Origin of the sequence: Pseudomonas sp. DC1.2 (assembly GCF_034351645.1) — a bacterium.
Taxonomy (GTDB): Bacteria; Pseudomonadota; Gammaproteobacteria; order Pseudomonadales; family Pseudomonadaceae; genus Aquipseudomonas.
The window spans coordinates 2,695,825-2,713,412 of record NZ_CP133782.1 but is presented as its reverse complement, the minus strand read 5'-3'; the positions used below and the strand labels follow the sequence as shown (position 1 = coordinate 2,713,412).

Sequence of the window (17,588 nt, the reverse complement as noted above, 5' to 3'; positions counted from 1 at the left end):
TAGACGGTTAGCGGGTTAGTGGCAGAAACACTGGCCCTGTCAGCAGGTAAGTCAATCAAACGAAACAGCCTTGAATGAAACGGGTTAACGCGTTAACTAAAGAGTTAAGCGTATTTACTGTAAGGGGCTAGATAGTTGCAGGACAGGTCTGAATAGCACGCCATGAGTGGTCGAAGTCTGAACTATCGCTGTCTAAACTTCAGATAAATGAATCAACAACCGCTTTTTCATGTCCCTTTCACATTTTTGCGCTTAACCTGAACGAGTCTAGCCTCCATACTCTAGCCCGCTCCACGAACGACACGTCAATCAAAGCAATTTGTCACATTTCGTCAGTAACCAATTGATGCAGCTTTTGTTTTAGCGTCTAGGCTCAATGTGGATCCAAGGCTTTTTACCTGAAATCTGTTGATGCTTCTGCCCCGAGGTCCCCATGAGTCAGGCTTTTCTCCCCTTCTCTCGCCCCAGTATCGGCGATGAAGAAATTGCGGCTGTCGAGCAAGTGCTACGCTCCGGCTGGATCACCACCGGGCCAAAAAGCCAGGCCCTTGAAGAACAATTCGCAAGTTATGTCGGTTGTCGCCATGCCGTTGCACTGTCCTCAGCGACCGGAGGCATGCACATCACACTGCTGGCGCTCGGCATCGGCCCCGGCGACGAAGTCATTACCCCCTCCCAGACCTGGGTTTCCACCGCGAACATGATTTGCCTGTTGGGGGCAACGCCGGTTTTTGTCGACGTTGACCGCGACACCCTGATGACCGACCTGCAAAGCATCGAAGACGCGATTACGCCCCGCACCAAGGCGATCATCCCGGTGCATTACGCCGGCGCAGCGTTCGATCTGGACCCACTTTACGCCCTGGCCGACAAGCACGGGATCGCCGTCATCGAAGACGCGGCCCATGCGGCGGGCACCTTCTATAAGGGGCGTCATGTAGGCTCTCAGGGCACGGCGATTTTCTCCTTCCACGCGATCAAGAACATGACCTGCGCTGAAGGCGCGATGTTCGTCAGTGACGATGAAGCACTGGCCAATCGCGTCAGGATGCTCAAATTCCACGGTCTGGGTGTTGACGCCTATGATCGCCTGACCCACGGCCGCAAGCCTCAGGCACAGGTGATTGAACCTGGCTTCAAGTACAACCTGTCCGATATCAACGCAGCCATTGCCCTGGTGCAGTTGGAGCGTCTGGACGACATCAATGCCAAACGCACCGCATTGGCCCAGACTTACCTGCAACGCCTCGAAGGCCTGCCGGTGCAACCGTTGGCGATCCCGACGCATCCGCACAAACACGCCTGGCACCTGTTCATCTTGCGTATCGACGCCGAGCGCTGCGGTCTGGACCGTGAAGCATTCATGAAAGCCTTGCAGGCGCAAAACATTGGCACCGGTATTCACTTTATCGCCACGCACCTGCACACTTACTACCGCCAGCGATTCCCGAACATCTACCTGCCCAATACCGAATGGAACTCGGCACGGCTATGCTCTATCCCGCTTTTCCCCGACATGACCACCGATGACGTTGAACGTGTCGTCGGCGCCATTGAACACATAATGGACAAAAGCCTTTGAGACCTTATCCAATCAACTGCGTGTCGATCGTCATACCGGTCTACAACGAAGAAGAAAGCCTGCCCGAACTGCTCCGTCGTACCGAAGCGGCCTGCGCGCAGTTGCACCATGAGTACGAAATCGTGCTGGTGGACGACGGCAGCCGCGACAATTCGGCACAAATCCTCGAAGACGCCGCCAATCGTGAAGGCAGCTGCATCGTGGCGGTCATCCTCAACCGCAACTATGGCCAGCACGCCGCCATCATGGCCGGTTTCGAACAGTGCAAGGGTGATGTCGTCATCACGCTCGACGCCGACCTGCAAAACCCGCCGGAAGAAATTCCACGGCTGGTGGCTCAGGCTGAGCTCGGCTATGACGTGGTCGCCACCGTCCGTAATAACCGCCAGGATTCGGCTTTGCGGCGCTGGCCGTCCAAGCTCATCAACCTCGCGGTTCAGCGCTCTACCGGCGTTGCCATGAGCGACTACGGCTGCATGCTGCGCGCTTACCGCCGCACGATCGTCGATGCGATGCTTGCCTGTCGCGAGCGCAGCACGTTTATTCCGATCCTGGCCAATAGCTTCGCCCGGCACACCACCGAAATTCTGGTGACCCACGCTGAGCGCGAACATGGCGATTCCAAATACAGCCCAATGCGCCTGGTCAATTTGATGTTCGACTTGATCACCTGCATGACCACCACGCCGCTGCGCCTGCTTAGCATCGTCGGTTTCGGCATGGCGGCTCTGGGCGTAATATTCGCCGTTGCGCTTGTCATCTTGCGCCTGGCCTTTGGCGCCGGCTGGGCCGGCGGCGGCACTTTCGTGCTGTTTGCCGTGCTCTTCGTGTTCACCGGTGGACAATTCATCGGCATGGGCCTTCTGGGTGAATACCTGGGCCGCATGTACAGCGATGTCCGGGCTCGTCCGCGATTCTTTATTGAAAAAGTCTTGCGTAACCAAGCCGCCTCCCCTGCTCCCGTTGTCACCGTTGACGGTCTCACTTCTACTTCTTCAGATCAGGTTCTCTCATGAGCAAAAAAGCTGTTGTTTTCGCCTATCACGATATCGGCTGTGCCGGCATCGAAGCCCTGCTTGGCGCAGGTTTTGAGATTGCGGCCGTGTTCACCCACGCCGATGATCCGAAGGAAAACGCCTTCTACGGCTCCGTCGCGCAACTGTGTGCAAACAAGGGCATTCCTGTTCACGCGCCAGAAGATGCCAACCACCCGCTGTGGATCGAGCGCATCAGCAAGCTGAACCCTGAGTACATCTTCTCGTTCTACTACCGTAACCTGCTGAGCGAGCCACTGCTGGCCACCGCCAGTAAAGGTGCATTCAACCTGCATGGTTCGTTGCTGCCGACCTATCGTGGCCGCGCACCGGCCAACTGGGTGCTGGTCAACGGCGAAACCGAAACTGGCGTGACCCTGCACCGCATGGTCAAACGTGCCGATGCCGGCGCCATCATTGCCCAGCAAAAAGTGGCGATTGAACGTGCCGACACTGCGTTGACCTTGCACGGCAAACTGCGCGAAGCCGCCGCTGCCCTGCTGAGCGACACCCTGCCTGCATTGCTGCAAGGCAAAATTACCGAAACCGCACAGGACGAATCCAAAGCCACTGTTTTTGGTCGTCGTACCTCTGCTGATGGCAAGCTGATCTGGAAAAAACCGGCTGAAGAGCTGTTCAATCTGGTTCGCGCCGTCACCCAGCCTTACCCAGGCGCGTTCTGCGCTGTTGGCGAGCACAAACTGATTGTCTGGAGCGCACAAGTCGCCAAAGGCAATGAAGGCTTGGAGCCAGGCCGTGTCATCAGTGTCGACCCGCTGCGTATTGCTTGCGGTGAAGACTCTCTGATCATCACTTCCGGTCAGCGCAACGATAACGGCCTGTACCTGAGTGGGCCGCAACTGGCTAATGAACTGGGCCTGGTTGATGGTTCGGTTCTGCGTGGTGCTGAGTCGGGTCGTACTCCACGTCGCACCCGTGTGCTGATTCTTGGTGTTAACGGTTTCATCGGTAACCATTTGTCCGAGCGCCTGCTGCGTGACGACAAATACGACGTCTATGGTCTGGACATCGGCTCCGACGCTATCGAGCGCCTGCGCAGCCATCCAAACTTCCACTTCGTCGAAGGCGATATCAGCATTCACTCCGAGTGGATCGAATACCACATCAAGAAGTGCGACGTGGTTCTGCCACTGGTGGCTATCGCCACGCCGATCGAATACACCCGCAACCCACTGCGCGTATTCGAACTCGACTTCGAAGAGAACCTGAAACTGGTTCGCTACTGCGTTAAATACAACAAGCGCGTGATCTTCCCATCGACGTCCGAAGTCTATGGCATGTGCCAGGACAAGAACTTCGACGAAGACACCTCCAACCTGATCGTTGGTCCGATCAACAAGCAACGCTGGATCTACTCGGTCTCCAAGCAACTGCTGGACCGCGTGATCTGGGCCTACGGCGCCAAAGGCCTGAACTTCACCCTGTTCCGTCCATTCAACTGGATGGGTCCACGTCTGGACCGTCTGGACTCGGCACGTATCGGCAGCTCCCGCGCCATTACCCAGCTGATCCTGAACCTGGTCGAAGGTACACCGATCCGTCTGTTCGACGGCGGCGAGCAAAAACGCTGCTTCACCGACATCGCCGACGGCATCGAAGCCCTGGCCCGTATCGTTGATAACGAAAATGACGCGTGCAACGGTCAAGTGATCAACATCGGTAACCCGGAAAACGAAGCCAGCATTCGTCAGTTGGGCGAAGAGCTGCTGCGTCAGTTCGAAGCGCATCCTCTGCGCAGCAACTTCCCTCCGTTCGCCGGTTTCCGCGACGTCGAAAGCAAGGCGTTCTACGGCGCTGGCTATCAGGACGTGGAACACCGTAAGCCAAGCATTGCCAACGCCAAGCGTTTGCTGAACTGGGAACCGACTGTAGAGATGAGCGAAACCATCGGTAACACGCTGGACTTCTTCCTGCGCGAAGCCATGCTCGAAATCGCGGACAAGCGCTAATGCAGGCAGGCCTTCGAATCGATGTCGACACCTACCGGGGCACCCGTGAGGGGGTGCCACGGCTGCTGGAACTTCTCGATGAAGCGCAGGTAAAGGCGACGTTCTTTTTCAGCGTTGGGCCGGACAACATGGGGCGCCACTTGTGGCGTCTCATCCGCCCGCAGTTTCTCTGGAAAATGCTCCGCTCAAATGCCGCTGGCCTCTATGGCTGGGATATTTTGCTGGCCGGCACTGCCTGGCCAGGGAAATCTATTGGCCGCGACCTGGGGCATTTGATGCGTCAGGCTCAGGCCGCTGGTCATGAAGTTGGCTTGCACGCCTGGGATCACCATGGCTGGCAGGCTAACGCGGGACGCTGGAGCGACGCACAACTGATCGAGCAGATTCGCCGAGGCGTAGACAGCCTCAGCGATATTCTCGGTGAGAAGGTGCAGTGCTCGGCATCCGCCGGCTGGCGGGCGGACGAGCGCATCATCGAGGCAAAGCAGGCTTTTGGCTTTCGCTATAACAGCGATTGCCGGGGGCAGAATCTGTTCTTGCCGACATTGGCCGATGGCCGCCTGGGTGCGCCACAAATACCGGTCGACTTACCAACCTTCGACGAGGTGGTAGGTCCGACCGTGGCCGCCAAAGATTTCAACACGTTCATTCTGGATCGCTTCACCCCAGAAAAGCTGAATGTCTACACGATCCATGCCGAGGTAGAAGGGATTCTAATGGCAAACGATTTCCGTCAACTGCTGGCTGATGCACGCCAGCGTGACATCCACTTCCAACCCTTGGGCGACCTGTTGCCCGAGTCACTCGCCAGCCTGCCGGCAGGACGAGTAGTGCGCGGCGCCCTTGAGGGCCGCGAAGGTTGGTTGGGGGTACAAGGCAAATGAGTAAACGCTGGGCGTTACCTTTGTTGCTGTGCTTTTTTCTGTTGGCGTTTCTGCTGCCTCTGGGCTCCCACGGTTTGTGGATTCCCGACGAAACCCGCTACGCCCAAATCAGCCAGGACATGCTCCTGAGCGGTAACTGGGTGTCACCGCATTTCATGGGTTTACGCTATTTCGAGAAACCAGTCGCTGGCTACTGGATGATCGCTCTGGGCCAGGCGCTGTTTGGCGATAACTTGTTCGGCGTGCGTTTTGTCTCAGCGCTGAGCACGGTACTTAGCGGTTTACTGTGCTTTCTGATCGCCCGACGCCTGTGGAACGAGCCGCGCAAAAGTTTCGCCTGCGCTTTGCTCTACATGAGTTTTACTGTAATCGCCGGCCAAGCCGGTTATGCCAACCTTGATCCGCAATTTACCTTTTGGGTCAACTTGAGCCTGGTTGCGCTGTGGTTTGCGCTGGACAGTGTGACTCGCGGCCAGCGTGCTGTGGGTTGGGCCGTGCTGGGGCTGGCGTGCGGCATGGGTTTCATGACCAAAGGTTTTCTCGCCTGGCTATTGCCGGTACTGATCGCCCTGCCCTGGATGATCTGGCAAAAACGCTGGCGTGAACTGCTGGTCTACGGCCCGATAGCGGTGGTTGTGGCTATCGCAATCAGCTTGCCGTGGGTCCTCGCCGTACACTCCCAGGAACCCGACTACTGGCGGTTCTTCTTCTGGCACGAGCACATCCGCCGCTTCGCTGGCGACGATGCACAACATGACGCGCCGTGGTGGTATTACCTGCCGCTGCTGGTTGCCTTCAGTCTGCCTTGGGCGGCGCTGCTACCGTCGGCACTCAAGCAGGCGTGGCAAACCCGTCGTCAAGCGAACATAGGTTTTTTGTTGCTGTGGCTATTGATGCCGCTGATTTTCTTCAGTCTGAGCAACGGTAAGCTGCCGGCCTACATCCTGCCTTGCCTGATGCCGTTGTCACTGTTGTTGGGCAGCGCACTGGCCGACCGTTTGAAGCTTGAGCAAGGTCGGGCCCTGGGAATCAATGGCCTATTGAACCTGATCATGGGCATCGCCGTGTTGGTTGCCCTGGTCTACTTTCAACTGAAAAAACCTTTATACGACCATGAACTGCACCACCTGATTCTGGTGTTCATGGGGCTGATCGGCTGGATCATGGCCAATCTTCTGCAAGCGTTCAGGCCCCTTCAATGCTGGGGGGCGCCGGCGTTCGGCAGCCTGATGCTGGTCGGACTGATACCGGCAGGCCTGCCGAATTCCGTGGTGTCCAACAAGATGCCTGACCAGTTCATCCTCGAACACGCTCAAGAACTCGGTCAGACTGGCCGGCTGCTGAGCAACGATTTGGGAGCGGCTTCGGCCTTGGCCTGGCGCTTGAAACGTCCGCAAGTGGCGCTTTACAACACGGTCGGCGAACTTAAATATGGTTTGGACTATCTCGACACCGGTAACCGGCGCATCACTACCGATCAGGTTCAACAGTGGATGCGCGAAGCCCGCAAAAGCGGTTCCGTGGGCGTGATCATGCGGGTCAAAGGCGACGACGAGCTTCAGGAAGTGGACTTGTTACCCAAAGATGGCAAACGTTATGAACAAGGCAACCTGGTGATCATGATTTTCCCTCAGGACGCCTCATGAGCCTGCTTCTGCTATTGACCGCCTGCCTGCTGACCTGCTTGGGCCAGATCGCCCAGAAGTACGCCGTAGAGAGTTGGCGCGGCAAAGAGTCGAGCTGGAGCGAAAAGTTGTGCTCGCCCTGGCTTTGGCTCGCCTTGCTCTCCCTGGGTTTCGGTCTTCTGGTCTGGCTGCTGGTATTGCAGCGCCTTGAGGTCGGTGTCGCTTATCCGATGCTGAGCCTTAATTTCGTACTCATTACGCTGGTGGCTCGCTTCGTTTTCCACGAAGCCGTCGATCGTCGTCACTGGCTGGGTGTAGCGCTGGTGATTGGTGGCGTAATTTTGCTGGGACAACACGCATGAGCCTACGCCGTGGAATCACTTTTGCTTTGGGCAGCGTGCTGTTGGTCAGCAGTGCTCAACTGGGCATGCGCTGGAGCATGAGCCGGCTGCCACACCCCGAACAATGGCTGGCGGCCTTGAGCAATGGCAGCGTGGACCTGTCCGCCGTCGGCGTGGTCATGGCGGCTATTTTCGCTTACGTTCTCTCAATGCTCTGCTGGTTGCTGGCCCTGAAAGATTTACCGTTAGGGCGCGCCTATTCGCTTTTGAGCATCAGCTACGCGCTGGTGTACCTGCTGGCAGCCAGTTTGCCGGTGTTCAACGAACATTTCAGTCTTTCAAAAAGCCTCGGGGTGGCGCTGGTCATCCTCGGGGTCATAACCATCAACTCTCGACCTGCTCGCGCATCTGTTCTTAGGAATGCCTCATGAAAATCAGTGTATTTGGTAGTGGTTACGTTGGCCTCGTGCAGGCCGCCGTTCTGGCCGAAGTTGGCCACGATGTGATCTGCATGGACATCGATGCCAAAAAGGTCGAACTGCTCAAGCAAGGCCACGTCAGCATTTTCGAGCCCGGCTTGGCCACGCTCGTCAAAGAAAGCCTGGAGGCTAAACGCCTGCAGTTCACCACCGATGAGAAACTCGCTGTACAGCACGGCGAAGTATTGTTCATCGCAGTGGGTACCCCCTCCAGCGAAGACGGCTCGGCCGACCTGAGCTACGTACTGTCGGTGGGTGATGCGGTCGCACGCCACCGAGTGCAGCCGCTGATTCTGGTGGAAAAATCCACCGTTCCGGTCGGTACGGGTGACACCCTGCGCGCGCACATCCTGGGCAAGTTGAAAGACGCCGGCCGCGAGCTGGAATTCGATATTGTCTCCAACCCCGAGTTCCTCAAGGAAGGGACCGCGGTGGCTGACTGCCGACGCCCAGACCGCATCATCGTTGGCTGTGAACGCGATGAAGTGCGCGATGTGATGCGCGAGCTGTACGCACCGTTCAACCGCAACCACGATCGCATCATGTTCATGGACCTGCGTAGCGCCGAGCTGACCAAGTACGCAGCAAACTGCATGCTTGCCACCAAAATCAGCTTCATCAACCAGATTGCCGAGTTGGCCGAACACCTGGGTTGCGATATCGAATCGGTACGCTTGGGCATCGGCGCGGATACGCGCATTGGCTACCACTTCATCTACCCAGGCTGCGGTTATGGCGGGTCGTGCTTTCCAAAGGACATGCGCGCGCTGATCCACAGTGCTGAGCTGGCTCATTGCTCCAGTGACCTGCTGCAAGCGGTAGAGGCGATCAACGAGCGTCAAAAGAACAAGCTGTTCGAGCGTGTCAACGCATTCTTCAAGGGCGACTTGGCCGGCAAGACCTTTGCCGTTTGGGGCCTGGCGTTCAAACCCAACACCGACGACATGCGTGATGCCCCAAGCCGGGTGTTGATGGAGGCCTTGTGGGCTGCCGGCGCCAATGTGCGTGCATTCGACCCGGAAGCGATGCAGGAAACCCAGCATCTGTACCCGAACGAATCGAAGTTAACGCTCCTGGGTACTCCGGAATCGGCACTCACTGGCGCCGACGCGCTAATCATCTGCACCGAGTGGCAGCAGTTCAAGGCCCCTGATTTCGACCTGATCCGTGAACGTCTCTCGGCCCCGGTCATTTTCGACGGGCGCAACCTGTTTGACGCCGAACGCCTCGCACGCAACGGCTTCCTGTACTTCCCAATGGGTCGTGGTGAATCGCGCAAACTGCCGATCCCTCACCAGCAATGGCCTTCTACACCTGTGGTTGCCTGACGGTGTCGGTTCAGCCCACCCCTGCGATTCGCCGACAGTCCCTCAGTCTGGGACTGCTGGCGCTGTTGCTGTTCATCGCGGGGGTTTATAACCAGACCGCGATTGGCTTCGACTCGCGGTTTGTTCTGTTCGCTCAGGAAATGCTGCGTCACGGGCCATCGTTTTTCCCGACCACCTATGGCCAGCCCTATGCTGACTATTCGGCAGTAACGACGCTGTTCACCTGGTTGTTGTCCCTGCCCTTTGGGCAGGTCAACAGCTTGACGGCCTGGCTACCCAGTGCGATTGCCGGATCGGTCATCGTGACATTGATGTACCGCTTATTGGCGCCCTACTCCACGCGCTGGGCGTTGCTCAGTATCGCGATGCTGTTGCTGACCAGCACCTTCATCACCGAAGCCCGTGCCATGTCCCTGGACCTGATGCTCGCCGCCGTGGCGTTTTCAGTGTTCTACCTGGGTTATGCCGCGGACCATTTCCATGCCCCGCGCCGTTTGCTGCTGATATTTGCCCTGTTGCTGCTGGGCTTTGGGATCCGAGGCCCAATCGGGTTGGTGATTCCCACCGGCATGCTCTGCAGCTACTACCTGCTTAACCGAGAGTGGCGGCGCCTGTTGAGTTTCGGTCTGGTGGCGTCGGTGCTGCTGGCGTTGTGCGTAGGGTTACTGCTGTGGCTGGCTAACGTCAGCGGCGGCCCGACCTTTATGCAAGACGTGATTCGCATGCAGTTCATGGGACGCATGGACGGCAGAGAAGGCGTGAGCGGCTCGCTGTATTACTTCACCAGTTCGCTGGGTAATTACGCACTGGCTTATCCCTTCGCGCTGTTGACGCTGGCCGTGGTTGGCCTGAGTCGTCCGCGACAGGTCGGGCCAACGCTGCGCCTGCTGCAATATTGTGCGGCGGCCGGGTTGATCGTGATGGTTGGCCTGTCGATTCCCCAAGCGAAAAAAGCGCGTTACCTGCTACCGATGCTGCCCATGGCAGCGATCATTGCGGCGTATCCCTTCCAGGTGGAAAAAGGACGGGTGTTTGTCTGGCTGCGTGGCGTGATACAGGGCCTGTGGTTGCTGGTTCCCGGTCTGCTGATCGGCGGATTGCTGGTGGCTCAGCGGCGTTTTCCCGAGCAGTTGACCAACGTCCTACCGGCGCTGATCGTACTCGGGATGCTGCAGGCGATCGCACTGTGTGTACTGCTGCGTCCACGCTGGAGAGCACAGACACTGGCGCTCTGCGCAGTTTTAGCGCTGTGGTCGGCGTACATTCTGGTATTCGAGTCGGCAGAACGGCGGATCTATGACACCCGCACGTTCAGTCTTGCGGTCATGGAACAGGTACACAAAGCACCTGCACCACTGATGTTGTTCGGAATGGGCAAGGACGCGAAGGCGATCAAGTTCATGGTCAATATCGAGCAAGACCTGCAACCTCTGTTCAGCGAGTCCGTAGAAGATCTGGATAAACTCAATGGACCCGCTTGGCTGATGCTTGGCCAACGCGACTTCCAACGTTTACAAGGCACCCGCTTGGGCGCTTTGCAACCGGTGCTGAGCGGCAGCTTTGATAAAGACGATTACGTGCTTCTGCGCCTGGAGCCCTGACCGATGCCACCTGCGGCAGCTTCAACGTTGTCGCAGGTGGCAATCTTTCAGGCTCGACACCGTGCAAACACTGCCCAGATCTTGCGAAACGATCAGCACAAACGGCTCGCGACGAATGACTTGAGCCGACAACTCAACCGTAATTCCCGACCGTCGAGGCACGCCTTATGCAACTCTCCCCTTTTCACTTGGCCATCCCGGTCTACGACTTAACAGCCGCACGCAATTTCTACGGTGAGGTGTTCGGCCTTGAGGAAGGTCGCTCCAGCGATCACTGGGTCGATTTCAATTTCTTTGGCCATCAACTGGTCATTCACCTGGCGCCAAAAAACGCCGCTCAAGAATCCGCGCACACCAATACCGTAGATGGCCACGATGTGCCTGTTCCACACTTTGGCGTGGTGTTGACAATGGACGCATGGGAAGCCTTGGCCGAACGCTTGAAGGCACGCAATACGCGCTTTGTGATTGAGCCGGGCATTCGCTTTCAAGGCATGGTGGGTGAACAAGCCACGATGTTTTTGTTTGACCCCTGCGGCAATGCGCTCGAGTTCAAGGCATTCAAGGATATTGGCCAGCTATTCGCCAAATGACCCGCACCCAGGCAAGCGATGCAGACCCACGGTGACCGGTATGCGCGCACGTTGCCGACAGGTTCAGCGTTTTCTCAACGATTGCTTGTGGGCATACATCGCGCCGTCAGCATCGGCTAACAGACGATCCACGGTGTCATGACGATTGGCGTCATATTCGATCTGCCCGACGCTGAATCGAATGTCGTATCCGCGCTGTAACGTGGCATTGCGCTCATCGAGAATCTCTTTGAGTCGCGCCATGACCGCCGTGGTTTCCGTAAGGTTTGACCCCGTCAGCAATACGACGAATTCATCGCCCCCCAAGCGGCCGACCACATCACTTTCACGAAAGGCGATCCGCAGCACGTCTGCGAAGGTTTTCAGGGCGCTGTCGCCCTCGGCATGCCCGTAAAGATCGTTGATTTGCTTGAAATCGTTGAGGTCAAAAAACAATAAACTCGCGGGTTTTTTCAACCGATGGCACACCTCCAGGCCATGCTGGGCCAACGCCTTGAAACCACGTCGGTTAGACAACAAGGTCAACTCATCCATGCTTGCCATCTGCACGGCCATCAACTCTTGCTCGGCCATCCGCGCCAAGTCACGCAGCAGTTCGCGCTCTTCATCGTCCAGTCGGCGCGGCCGAGTGTCGATCAGGCACAAAGTCCCCAACTTGCTGCCGTCGCCGACGCTCAGCGGGCAACCGGCGTAGAAGCGAATGCCTGGGTCGCCCACCACCAGTGGATTATCGTGAAAACGCTCATCCTGCTCAGCATCGGTGACCATCAAAATCTGGTCACTCAAGATCGCATGGCCACAAAACGAGACGTCTCGTCCGGTCTCGCGGGGCTCAGACATTCCAATGCACGATTTAAACCACTGGCGATCAGCGTCCACCAAGGTCACCAGGGCAATCGGTACATTAAACAGACGCCGAGCCAGGCGGGTGAGCCGGTCAAAACGTTCCTCCGGCGCACTGTCCAGCACATTCAGCGAGTGCAGGGTTTCTAATCGGGAGCTTTCATTCAGGGGTTTGCTTGGCGACCGCATCGCGCACTCCGTTGAGGGTTATCTTCTTGAGCGTAGACCAACCGTAGATGTTGCCCATATAGCTCAGCGTAATTCGCCACAGATGTGCGCTTCGGCGACCATCGGTCAACCTGAAAAAGAGCCCAATTGGCACGCGCCTTTGACCACCGGAGCTAATACACTGGCGCGCAGGCCCGCCGGAAATACTGACCATGAAACACGCTGCCGCCAAAAACGCTGACAAAGCACCGCGCTTCTGGCGCGATGACGCCCTGCCCTTCATTGAGGCCAGGGCCATCGCTGATGGTCGCGAGGTCTGCTACGCCCGACATTCCCACACTCACTTTTCCATGGGTGCAATCACCGCCGGACGCAGCACCTATGTTCATGAACTCGCGCACTATCAGGTTGGCGCCGGCACAGTGGTGCTGATGAATCCTGGCGATGTACACGCCTGCAATCCTATTGACGACCAACCCTGGTCCTACGTAATGCTCTACGTCGAAACGCCTTGGTTGATAGATCTGCAACATCAACTGGGCTTTAGTCAGGCCCCTGTTTTTCGCAGGTTTTCCACCACCCACTTACACGACATCCATCTGTTTTCCGGCCTTAAGGCGCTGTACGACATCCTCGTCGATGAGCAGCAGGAGGTACTGCGCAAGCACAGTGCCGCAGTGGAATTTTTCACCGATGTGCAGCAACGACTCAACCCTGCCGATCAGCCAGTGCGCGAGCCCAACTTCAAACTCGAACGAGCGGCCGACTACATCCGCGAACACTGCACACACCAGCTCAAGCTTGAGGACATTTGCGAGGCAGCCCAACTGTCGCCTTCGTACCTGATTCGAGCGTTCAAACAGCATTACGGCATGCCCCCCCACGCCTTTTTGGTCAATCGCCGGATTCAGTTTGCTCGCGAACAGCTGCGCAGTGGAAAGTTGATCGCCGACGTTGCCCTGGAAGCAGGGTTTGCCGATCAAGCGCATTTCCAGCGTGCGTTTAAACAGCACCTGGCCGCGACGCCAGGACAATATCGATGCTAAGAGCAACATCGCTATTGGCAGCGGAGCCTTCTTTTGGGCGAACCAGTCTATCTAGGCATACACCAAATACCCGGCACACAGCGTCAACATGAACGCCATCGTCCGGTTGAACAAGCGCATGCCCTTGGTGTTGTTCAAATACTCGCGTAAGAACGTCCCGGCATAGGCCCAACAGGCCACCGACAAGTAGCAGACCACCAGATAGATCACCGCGAACTGCCAGACCAGGCGCACCTCACCGTCCGCGACAAACGCGCCCATCCCCGCAACGCAGGCCAGCCAGGCTTTGGGGTTAAGCCACTGCATCAGCGCGCCGTAGAACATTGAAGGCGCCTCGCCCTTCTCCCCGGTATTGAGGCGTCCGTCATCGATCGCCAGCTTCCAGGCCATAAACAACAAAAACACCACGCCAGCCAACTGCACAACCCGCGTCAAAAACGGCCAAAGCACCAGCAGCTCGTGCAACCCCAGGCCCATCAACACCAGCAGCGCCACGAACCCCAGCGTAGCCCCCAACACATGACGCAACGTGGCACGAAACCCATAACGAGCCCCCGAACCCAACGCCACGATGTTTACCGGCCCAGGGGTTATGGAAGAGGCCAAAGCGAACGCCGCCATAGAGATCATCAGACTCATCACTCACCTTCTTCAATTCAGTAGAAACAGGCCTGACGGTATAAGCCGCCTCTGCTGCTGTATTGAAGAAAACACCCCTAAACACTGTGCAGCGATTTCTGCGCCTCACTGTATGGGTCAACTAGCGCGTCAGCTGTGATAAAAATATCGCTCCGGCTACTGGAGCCCCGTCATGGACCTCGCCACCCTCACGCTCTTTATTCCGGCCTGCTTTGCCCTGAATATGGCCCCTGGCCCGAATAATTTGCTGTCTGTCAGTAACGCCACCCGTTACGGTTACCGTCGAGCCTGCATGGCCGGCATTGGCCGATTGTTGGCGTTTGCCGGGATGATTGCCCTGGCTGCCGTCGGGCTGTCCGTCGTACTGAGCACTTCGCAGTGGCTGTTCTATGCCATCAAGATTCTAGGCGCGGCGTACTTGCTGTACATCGCCTGGCAACTGTGGCGCGCCGACCCAAACGCCCAAGAGCACGTCACTGCTTCAAAGGCAGGTAGAGTCGCGCTGGCCCGCCAGGAATTTCTGGTGGCCGCGGGGAATCCCAAAGCGATCTTGATATTCACCGCGTTTCTGCCGCAGTTTGTTGATCCCTCTCTCCCAGTGACACCGCAATTCGCAGTGCTCGGCGTCCTGTTTCTGATGCTGGAGTGGATCGCCATTAGCGCTTACGCCTACATGGGACTGCACATGCGTCGCTGGTTTGCCGAGCCTCGAGGCAAGCGAATTTTCAACCGCTGCTGCGCGGGTTTGTTGGCAGCAGCAGCGTCGGTGTTGCTGATGGCTCGCCGGGCTTGAGGCGATAAGCAAATCAGTGGCAGCACCGCGCATGCTATCAAGGCACCCCTCGCTACAGGTCTATGACCTGAACGAGGGCGCTGGCATTTGCAGAACAGGCACGTATATATTCGAATCTCCATATATATGAGCAAGCCCAATGAACCCGCGTCCCGCCTCAATCAAAGTCCTGTTCATGTGTACCGCCAATAGTTGCCGCAGCGTGTTGAGCGAGGCGCTGTTCAATCACCTGGCGCCGACAGGTTATGAAGCGGTAAGTTGCGGCAGTTTTCCAAGCGGCCAGCTCAACCCGCACGCCGTGCAGACACTGCAACGCTTAGGTATTGACACCAAAGGCCTCTACAGCAAAGACGCTTCGGTGTTCACCGACTCCCCGCCCTATCTGGTCATCACGGTCTGCAAACAGGCCGCCGGTGAAGCGTGCCCGGTCTATTTGGGTCCGGCGATAAAAAGCCACTGGGGCCTCACTGATCCTTCGGATGTCCACGGCACAGAACAGCAGATTCAGCATGCCTTCGACTGCACCGTTGGCATCATCAAACGACGCTTTGCAGCGTTCTTCGCCCTCGACTTTAACCACCTCGGCGGCGCACAACTAAAGGCAGAGCTTGACCGTATCGCCACCCTGTAAAGCCTTTATCGAATCGGGAGCGCGTCCCATGACGCAGGCGTTGAATTTACTGTCGATTTTGCGGTGGAGGCTTAAGGCCGTGAGCCTTATGCTCAGGCCATGAACCTACAAAGCCCCCTGCTTCCACCCCACGCCGAGATGGTTCGCGCCATGCTCGAACGAGACACTGCCTACGAAGGGGTGTTTTTTACTGCGGTTAAAACCACGGGCATCTTCTGCCGTCCCAGTTGCACAGCACGCAAACCCAAGCCGGAGAACGTCGAGTTCTTTGCTAACGCCGATGAATGTTTATCGGCAGGCTACCGCGCCTGCTTGCGTTGCAAACCACTGGACGCCGCGGCCATCGCCCCGGACTGGGTGCAGACGTTGCTCAAAGCCGTGGACGGCGACCCCGAACACCGCTGGACCGATGCCCATTTGCAGGCCGCAGGCGTCGAACCACTCAAACTGCGGCGCTGGTTCAAGCAGCATTTCGGCATGACCTTCCACACGTGGCTGCGCACCCGGCGCTTGGGCATGGCGCTGGGCGGAATCAAGCAAGGCGAGTCCATCGATAGCGTTGCGTATGACTCCGGATACGAATCCTTAAGTGGTTTTCGCGACGCGTTTCAGAAATCTTTCCACATCACGCCAGGCCGAGCGGCGCATAGCGAGCCGCTGCTGTTCACTCGACTGACCACGCCTTTGGGGCCCATGATTGCCATGGCCGAGCGTCGCGGGCTGGTGTTGCTGGAGTTTCTGGATCGTCCGGCGCTGACGCGGGAAGTCGAAGAGCTGCAGAACCGTTATGGTTACGCCGTCGCCCCCGGACACAACGCCCATTTACAGCAGATCGAAGCAGAACTGACGTGCTACTTCAACGGGCAACTGAGCGAATTCAAGGTGCCTCTGCACCTGCCGGGCAGTGAATTCGCTAAACGAGTCTGGGCCGAACTGGCACGAATCCCTTACGGCCAGACCCGCACCTATGGCGCTATCGCGACCGTGCTGGGCAAACCCGGGGCCAGCCGCGCCGTCGGCTTGGCGAACGGCCAGAACAGACTCGCTATCGTGCTGCCCTGTCACCGGGTCATCGGGGCGGACGGCTCGCTGACCGGCTATGGCGGCGGACAACCGCGCAAGGCTTTTCTCCTCAGGCTGGAAAAAGCTGCGGTGCAGATTACTCAACCCCTCGCATTCTAATCACGCTGTGTTTTTCACAAGGATTGAAACTCAATGGACGCGCTCGACCAACAGTTCCACAACCTTCACCAGAACGGCTTGCTGATCCTCGCTAACGTCGCCGACGCAGCCGGTGCGCGGATTGTGCAGCAGCTGGGCAGCCAGGCAGTCGCTACCAGCAGCGCGGCAGTCGCGTGGCTTCACGGTTACAAGGACGGCAACGCGCTGCCTCTCGAACGACTGGTGGCGACAGTCGAATCGATTGCCCGGGTCATCAGCGTGCCGTTGACCGTAGACATCGAGGCTGGCTATTCCGATGATCTTGAACAGGTTGCCAGGGTAATTGACGCTGTGATCGCGGCGGGCGCCGTCGGGATCAACATCGAAGACGGCTTTGCAACGCCTGAGCTGCTGGTGCGCAAAATCGAGATGGCGCGCCAGGTCGCCCAGCGGCGCAACGTGCGGCTGTTCATCAACGCACGCACCGATGTGTACCTGAAAAATCTGGTGCCCGCCGAAGATCGCGTCGCTGAAACGCTCAAGCGCGCCGCGTTATATCGGGCCGCTGGCGCCGATGGGTTATTTGCCGCAGGCGTGACCGCCGCGTATGAAATCGCTGCGATCTGCCAAGACACACCTCTGCCGGTGAACGTGCTGGGCCTCCCGTGTCTGCCCTCGCCTGAGGAGCTGCGGGCCTTGGGTGTAAGGCGTTTGACGGCAGGTTCAAGCATCGCCGAATTACTCTACGGTGCCATGCAGTCATTGGCTAAAAGCTTCCTGGAGACCGGCAAGCTTGACAGCCGTGATCTCAAAGCCTTTACCTACGGCGAAGTGAATGCGCTGCTCGACAATAACTGACCGCACGTTACA

Annotated in this window: 17 protein-coding genes; 15 read left to right on the top strand and 2 right to left on the bottom strand. The window is 57.7% G+C overall.

Annotated features, from left to right (window positions below; translation table 11 throughout):
• The first annotated feature begins 433 nt into the window (after window positions 1-433).
• From arnB to RHM68_RS12325, 10 genes are all read left to right on the top strand, one after another.
• A complete protein-coding gene (arnB, locus tag RHM68_RS12370) occupies window positions 434-1,582 on the top strand; it encodes a UDP-4-amino-4-deoxy-L-arabinose aminotransferase (RefSeq protein ID WP_322223351.1) in 1,149 nt (382 codons plus the stop codon).
• Window positions 1,579-2,598, top strand: a complete 1,020-nt coding sequence (arnC, locus tag RHM68_RS12365; protein ID WP_322223350.1) for an undecaprenyl-phosphate 4-deoxy-4-formamido-L-arabinose transferase — start codon at window positions 1,579-1,581, stop codon at window positions 2,596-2,598. The genes arnB and arnC overlap by 4 nt, the downstream gene beginning before the upstream one ends.
• Window positions 2,595-4,586 (top strand): bifunctional UDP-4-amino-4-deoxy-L-arabinose formyltransferase/UDP-glucuronic acid oxidase ArnA, encoded by a 1,992-nt coding sequence (gene arnA, locus RHM68_RS12360; protein ID WP_322223348.1) that lies wholly within the window; start codon window positions 2,595-2,597, stop codon window positions 4,584-4,586. The genes arnC and arnA overlap by 4 nt, the downstream gene beginning before the upstream one ends.
• A complete protein-coding gene (arnD, locus tag RHM68_RS12355) occupies window positions 4,586-5,470 on the top strand; it encodes a 4-deoxy-4-formamido-L-arabinose-phosphoundecaprenol deformylase (protein WP_322223345.1) in 885 nt (294 codons plus the stop codon). The genes arnA and arnD overlap by 1 nt, the downstream gene beginning before the upstream one ends.
• Window positions 5,467-7,116, top strand: coding sequence for a lipid IV(A) 4-amino-4-deoxy-L-arabinosyltransferase (gene arnT / locus RHM68_RS12350; protein ID WP_322223343.1), 1,650 nt, complete (start codon window positions 5,467-5,469; stop codon window positions 7,114-7,116). The genes arnD and arnT overlap by 4 nt, the downstream gene beginning before the upstream one ends.
• Complete coding sequence (gene arnE / locus RHM68_RS12345) at window positions 7,113-7,457, top strand: 4-amino-4-deoxy-L-arabinose-phosphoundecaprenol flippase subunit ArnE (protein ID WP_322223341.1); 345 nt, start codon at window positions 7,113-7,115, stop codon at window positions 7,455-7,457. The genes arnT and arnE overlap by 4 nt, the downstream gene beginning before the upstream one ends.
• Window positions 7,454-7,867 (top strand): 4-amino-4-deoxy-L-arabinose-phosphoundecaprenol flippase subunit ArnF, encoded by a 414-nt coding sequence (gene arnF, locus RHM68_RS12340; protein ID WP_322223338.1) that lies wholly within the window; start codon window positions 7,454-7,456, stop codon window positions 7,865-7,867. The genes arnE and arnF overlap by 4 nt, the downstream gene beginning before the upstream one ends.
• Window positions 7,864-9,243 (top strand): UDP-glucose/GDP-mannose dehydrogenase family protein, encoded by a 1,380-nt coding sequence (locus tag RHM68_RS12335; RefSeq protein ID WP_322223335.1) that lies wholly within the window; start codon window positions 7,864-7,866, stop codon window positions 9,241-9,243. The genes arnF and RHM68_RS12335 overlap by 4 nt, the downstream gene beginning before the upstream one ends.
• Window positions 9,216-10,844 (top strand): ArnT family glycosyltransferase, encoded by a 1,629-nt coding sequence (locus RHM68_RS12330; protein ID WP_322223331.1) that lies wholly within the window; start codon window positions 9,216-9,218, stop codon window positions 10,842-10,844. The genes RHM68_RS12335 and RHM68_RS12330 overlap by 28 nt, the downstream gene beginning before the upstream one ends.
• A gap of 167 nt (window positions 10,845-11,011) precedes the next feature.
• Window positions 11,012-11,437 carry a VOC family protein gene (locus RHM68_RS12325; protein ID WP_322223329.1) on the top strand — a complete coding sequence of 142 codons (426 nt, stop codon included), beginning with the start codon at window positions 11,012-11,014 and terminating at the stop codon, window positions 11,435-11,437.
• A 63-nt stretch (window positions 11,438-11,500) separates the two neighbouring features.
• On the opposite strand, the gene RHM68_RS12320 is transcribed toward RHM68_RS12325, so the two are convergent.
• Window positions 11,501-12,469 carry a sensor domain-containing diguanylate cyclase gene (locus RHM68_RS12320; protein ID WP_322223327.1) on the bottom strand — a complete coding sequence of 323 codons (969 nt, stop codon included), beginning with the start codon at window positions 12,467-12,469 and terminating at the stop codon, window positions 11,501-11,503.
• Window positions 12,470-12,660: 191 nt separating this feature from the next.
• On the opposite strand from RHM68_RS12320, the gene RHM68_RS12315 reads away from it, so the two are divergent.
• On the top strand, window positions 12,661-13,494 hold the full coding sequence (locus RHM68_RS12315; RefSeq protein WP_322223325.1) for an AraC family transcriptional regulator: 834 nt from the start codon (window positions 12,661-12,663) through the stop codon (window positions 13,492-13,494).
• 51 nt (window positions 13,495-13,545) lie between these two features.
• Here RHM68_RS12315 and RHM68_RS12310 read toward each other — a convergent pair whose 3' ends face one another.
• Window positions 13,546-14,133 (bottom strand): LysE family translocator, encoded by a 588-nt coding sequence (locus RHM68_RS12310; protein WP_322223324.1) that lies wholly within the window; start codon window positions 14,131-14,133, stop codon window positions 13,546-13,548.
• A gap of 172 nt (window positions 14,134-14,305) precedes the next feature.
• On the opposite strand from RHM68_RS12310, the gene RHM68_RS12305 reads away from it, so the two are divergent.
• From RHM68_RS12305 to RHM68_RS12290, 4 genes are all read left to right on the top strand, one after another.
• Entirely contained in the window at window positions 14,306-14,926 is a 621-nt protein-coding gene (locus RHM68_RS12305) for a LysE family translocator (RefSeq protein WP_322223322.1), read from the top strand.
• Window positions 14,927-15,086: 160 nt separating this feature from the next.
• On the top strand, window positions 15,087-15,557 hold the full coding sequence (locus tag RHM68_RS12300; RefSeq protein ID WP_322223777.1) for an arsenate reductase ArsC: 471 nt from the start codon (window positions 15,087-15,089) through the stop codon (window positions 15,555-15,557).
• Window positions 15,558-15,656: 99 nt separating this feature from the next.
• Entirely contained in the window at window positions 15,657-16,739 is a 1,083-nt protein-coding gene (locus tag RHM68_RS12295) for a trifunctional transcriptional activator/DNA repair protein Ada/methylated-DNA--[protein]-cysteine S-methyltransferase (RefSeq protein WP_322223320.1), read from the top strand.
• A 33-nt stretch (window positions 16,740-16,772) separates the two neighbouring features.
• On the top strand, window positions 16,773-17,576 hold the full coding sequence (locus tag RHM68_RS12290) for an isocitrate lyase/phosphoenolpyruvate mutase family protein (RefSeq protein ID WP_322223318.1): 804 nt from the start codon (window positions 16,773-16,775) through the stop codon (window positions 17,574-17,576).
• Window positions 17,577-17,588 lie beyond the last annotated feature (12 nt).

Coding starts and splice junctions, on each gene's coding strand:
- arnB (WP_322223351.1), top strand. CDS start 434: ATGAGTCAGGCTTTTCTCCCCTTCTCTCGCCCCAGTATCGGCGATGAA.
- arnA (WP_322223348.1), top strand. CDS start 2,595: ATGAGCAAAAAAGCTGTTGTTTTCGCCTATCACGATATCGGCTGTGCC.
- arnD (WP_322223345.1), top strand. CDS start 4,586: ATGCAGGCAGGCCTTCGAATCGATGTCGACACCTACCGGGGCACCCGT.
- arnT (WP_322223343.1), top strand. CDS start 5,467: ATGAGTAAACGCTGGGCGTTACCTTTGTTGCTGTGCTTTTTTCTGTTG.
- arnE (WP_322223341.1), top strand. CDS start 7,113: ATGAGCCTGCTTCTGCTATTGACCGCCTGCCTGCTGACCTGCTTGGGC.
- arnF (WP_322223338.1), top strand. CDS start 7,454: ATGAGCCTACGCCGTGGAATCACTTTTGCTTTGGGCAGCGTGCTGTTG.
- RHM68_RS12335 (WP_322223335.1), top strand. CDS start 7,864: ATGAAAATCAGTGTATTTGGTAGTGGTTACGTTGGCCTCGTGCAGGCC.
- RHM68_RS12330 (WP_322223331.1), top strand. CDS start 9,216: ATGGCCTTCTACACCTGTGGTTGCCTGACGGTGTCGGTTCAGCCCACC.
- RHM68_RS12325 (WP_322223329.1), top strand. CDS start 11,012: ATGCAACTCTCCCCTTTTCACTTGGCCATCCCGGTCTACGACTTAACA.
- RHM68_RS12320 (WP_322223327.1), bottom strand. CDS start 12,469: ATGCGGTCGCCAAGCAAACCCCTGAATGAAAGCTCCCGATTAGAAACC.
- RHM68_RS12315 (WP_322223325.1), top strand. CDS start 12,661: ATGAAACACGCTGCCGCCAAAAACGCTGACAAAGCACCGCGCTTCTGG.
- RHM68_RS12310 (WP_322223324.1), bottom strand. CDS start 14,133: ATGAGTCTGATGATCTCTATGGCGGCGTTCGCTTTGGCCTCTTCCATA.
- RHM68_RS12305 (WP_322223322.1), top strand. CDS start 14,306: ATGGACCTCGCCACCCTCACGCTCTTTATTCCGGCCTGCTTTGCCCTG.
- RHM68_RS12295 (WP_322223320.1), top strand. CDS start 15,657: ATGAACCTACAAAGCCCCCTGCTTCCACCCCACGCCGAGATGGTTCGC.
- RHM68_RS12290 (WP_322223318.1), top strand. CDS start 16,773: ATGGACGCGCTCGACCAACAGTTCCACAACCTTCACCAGAACGGCTTG.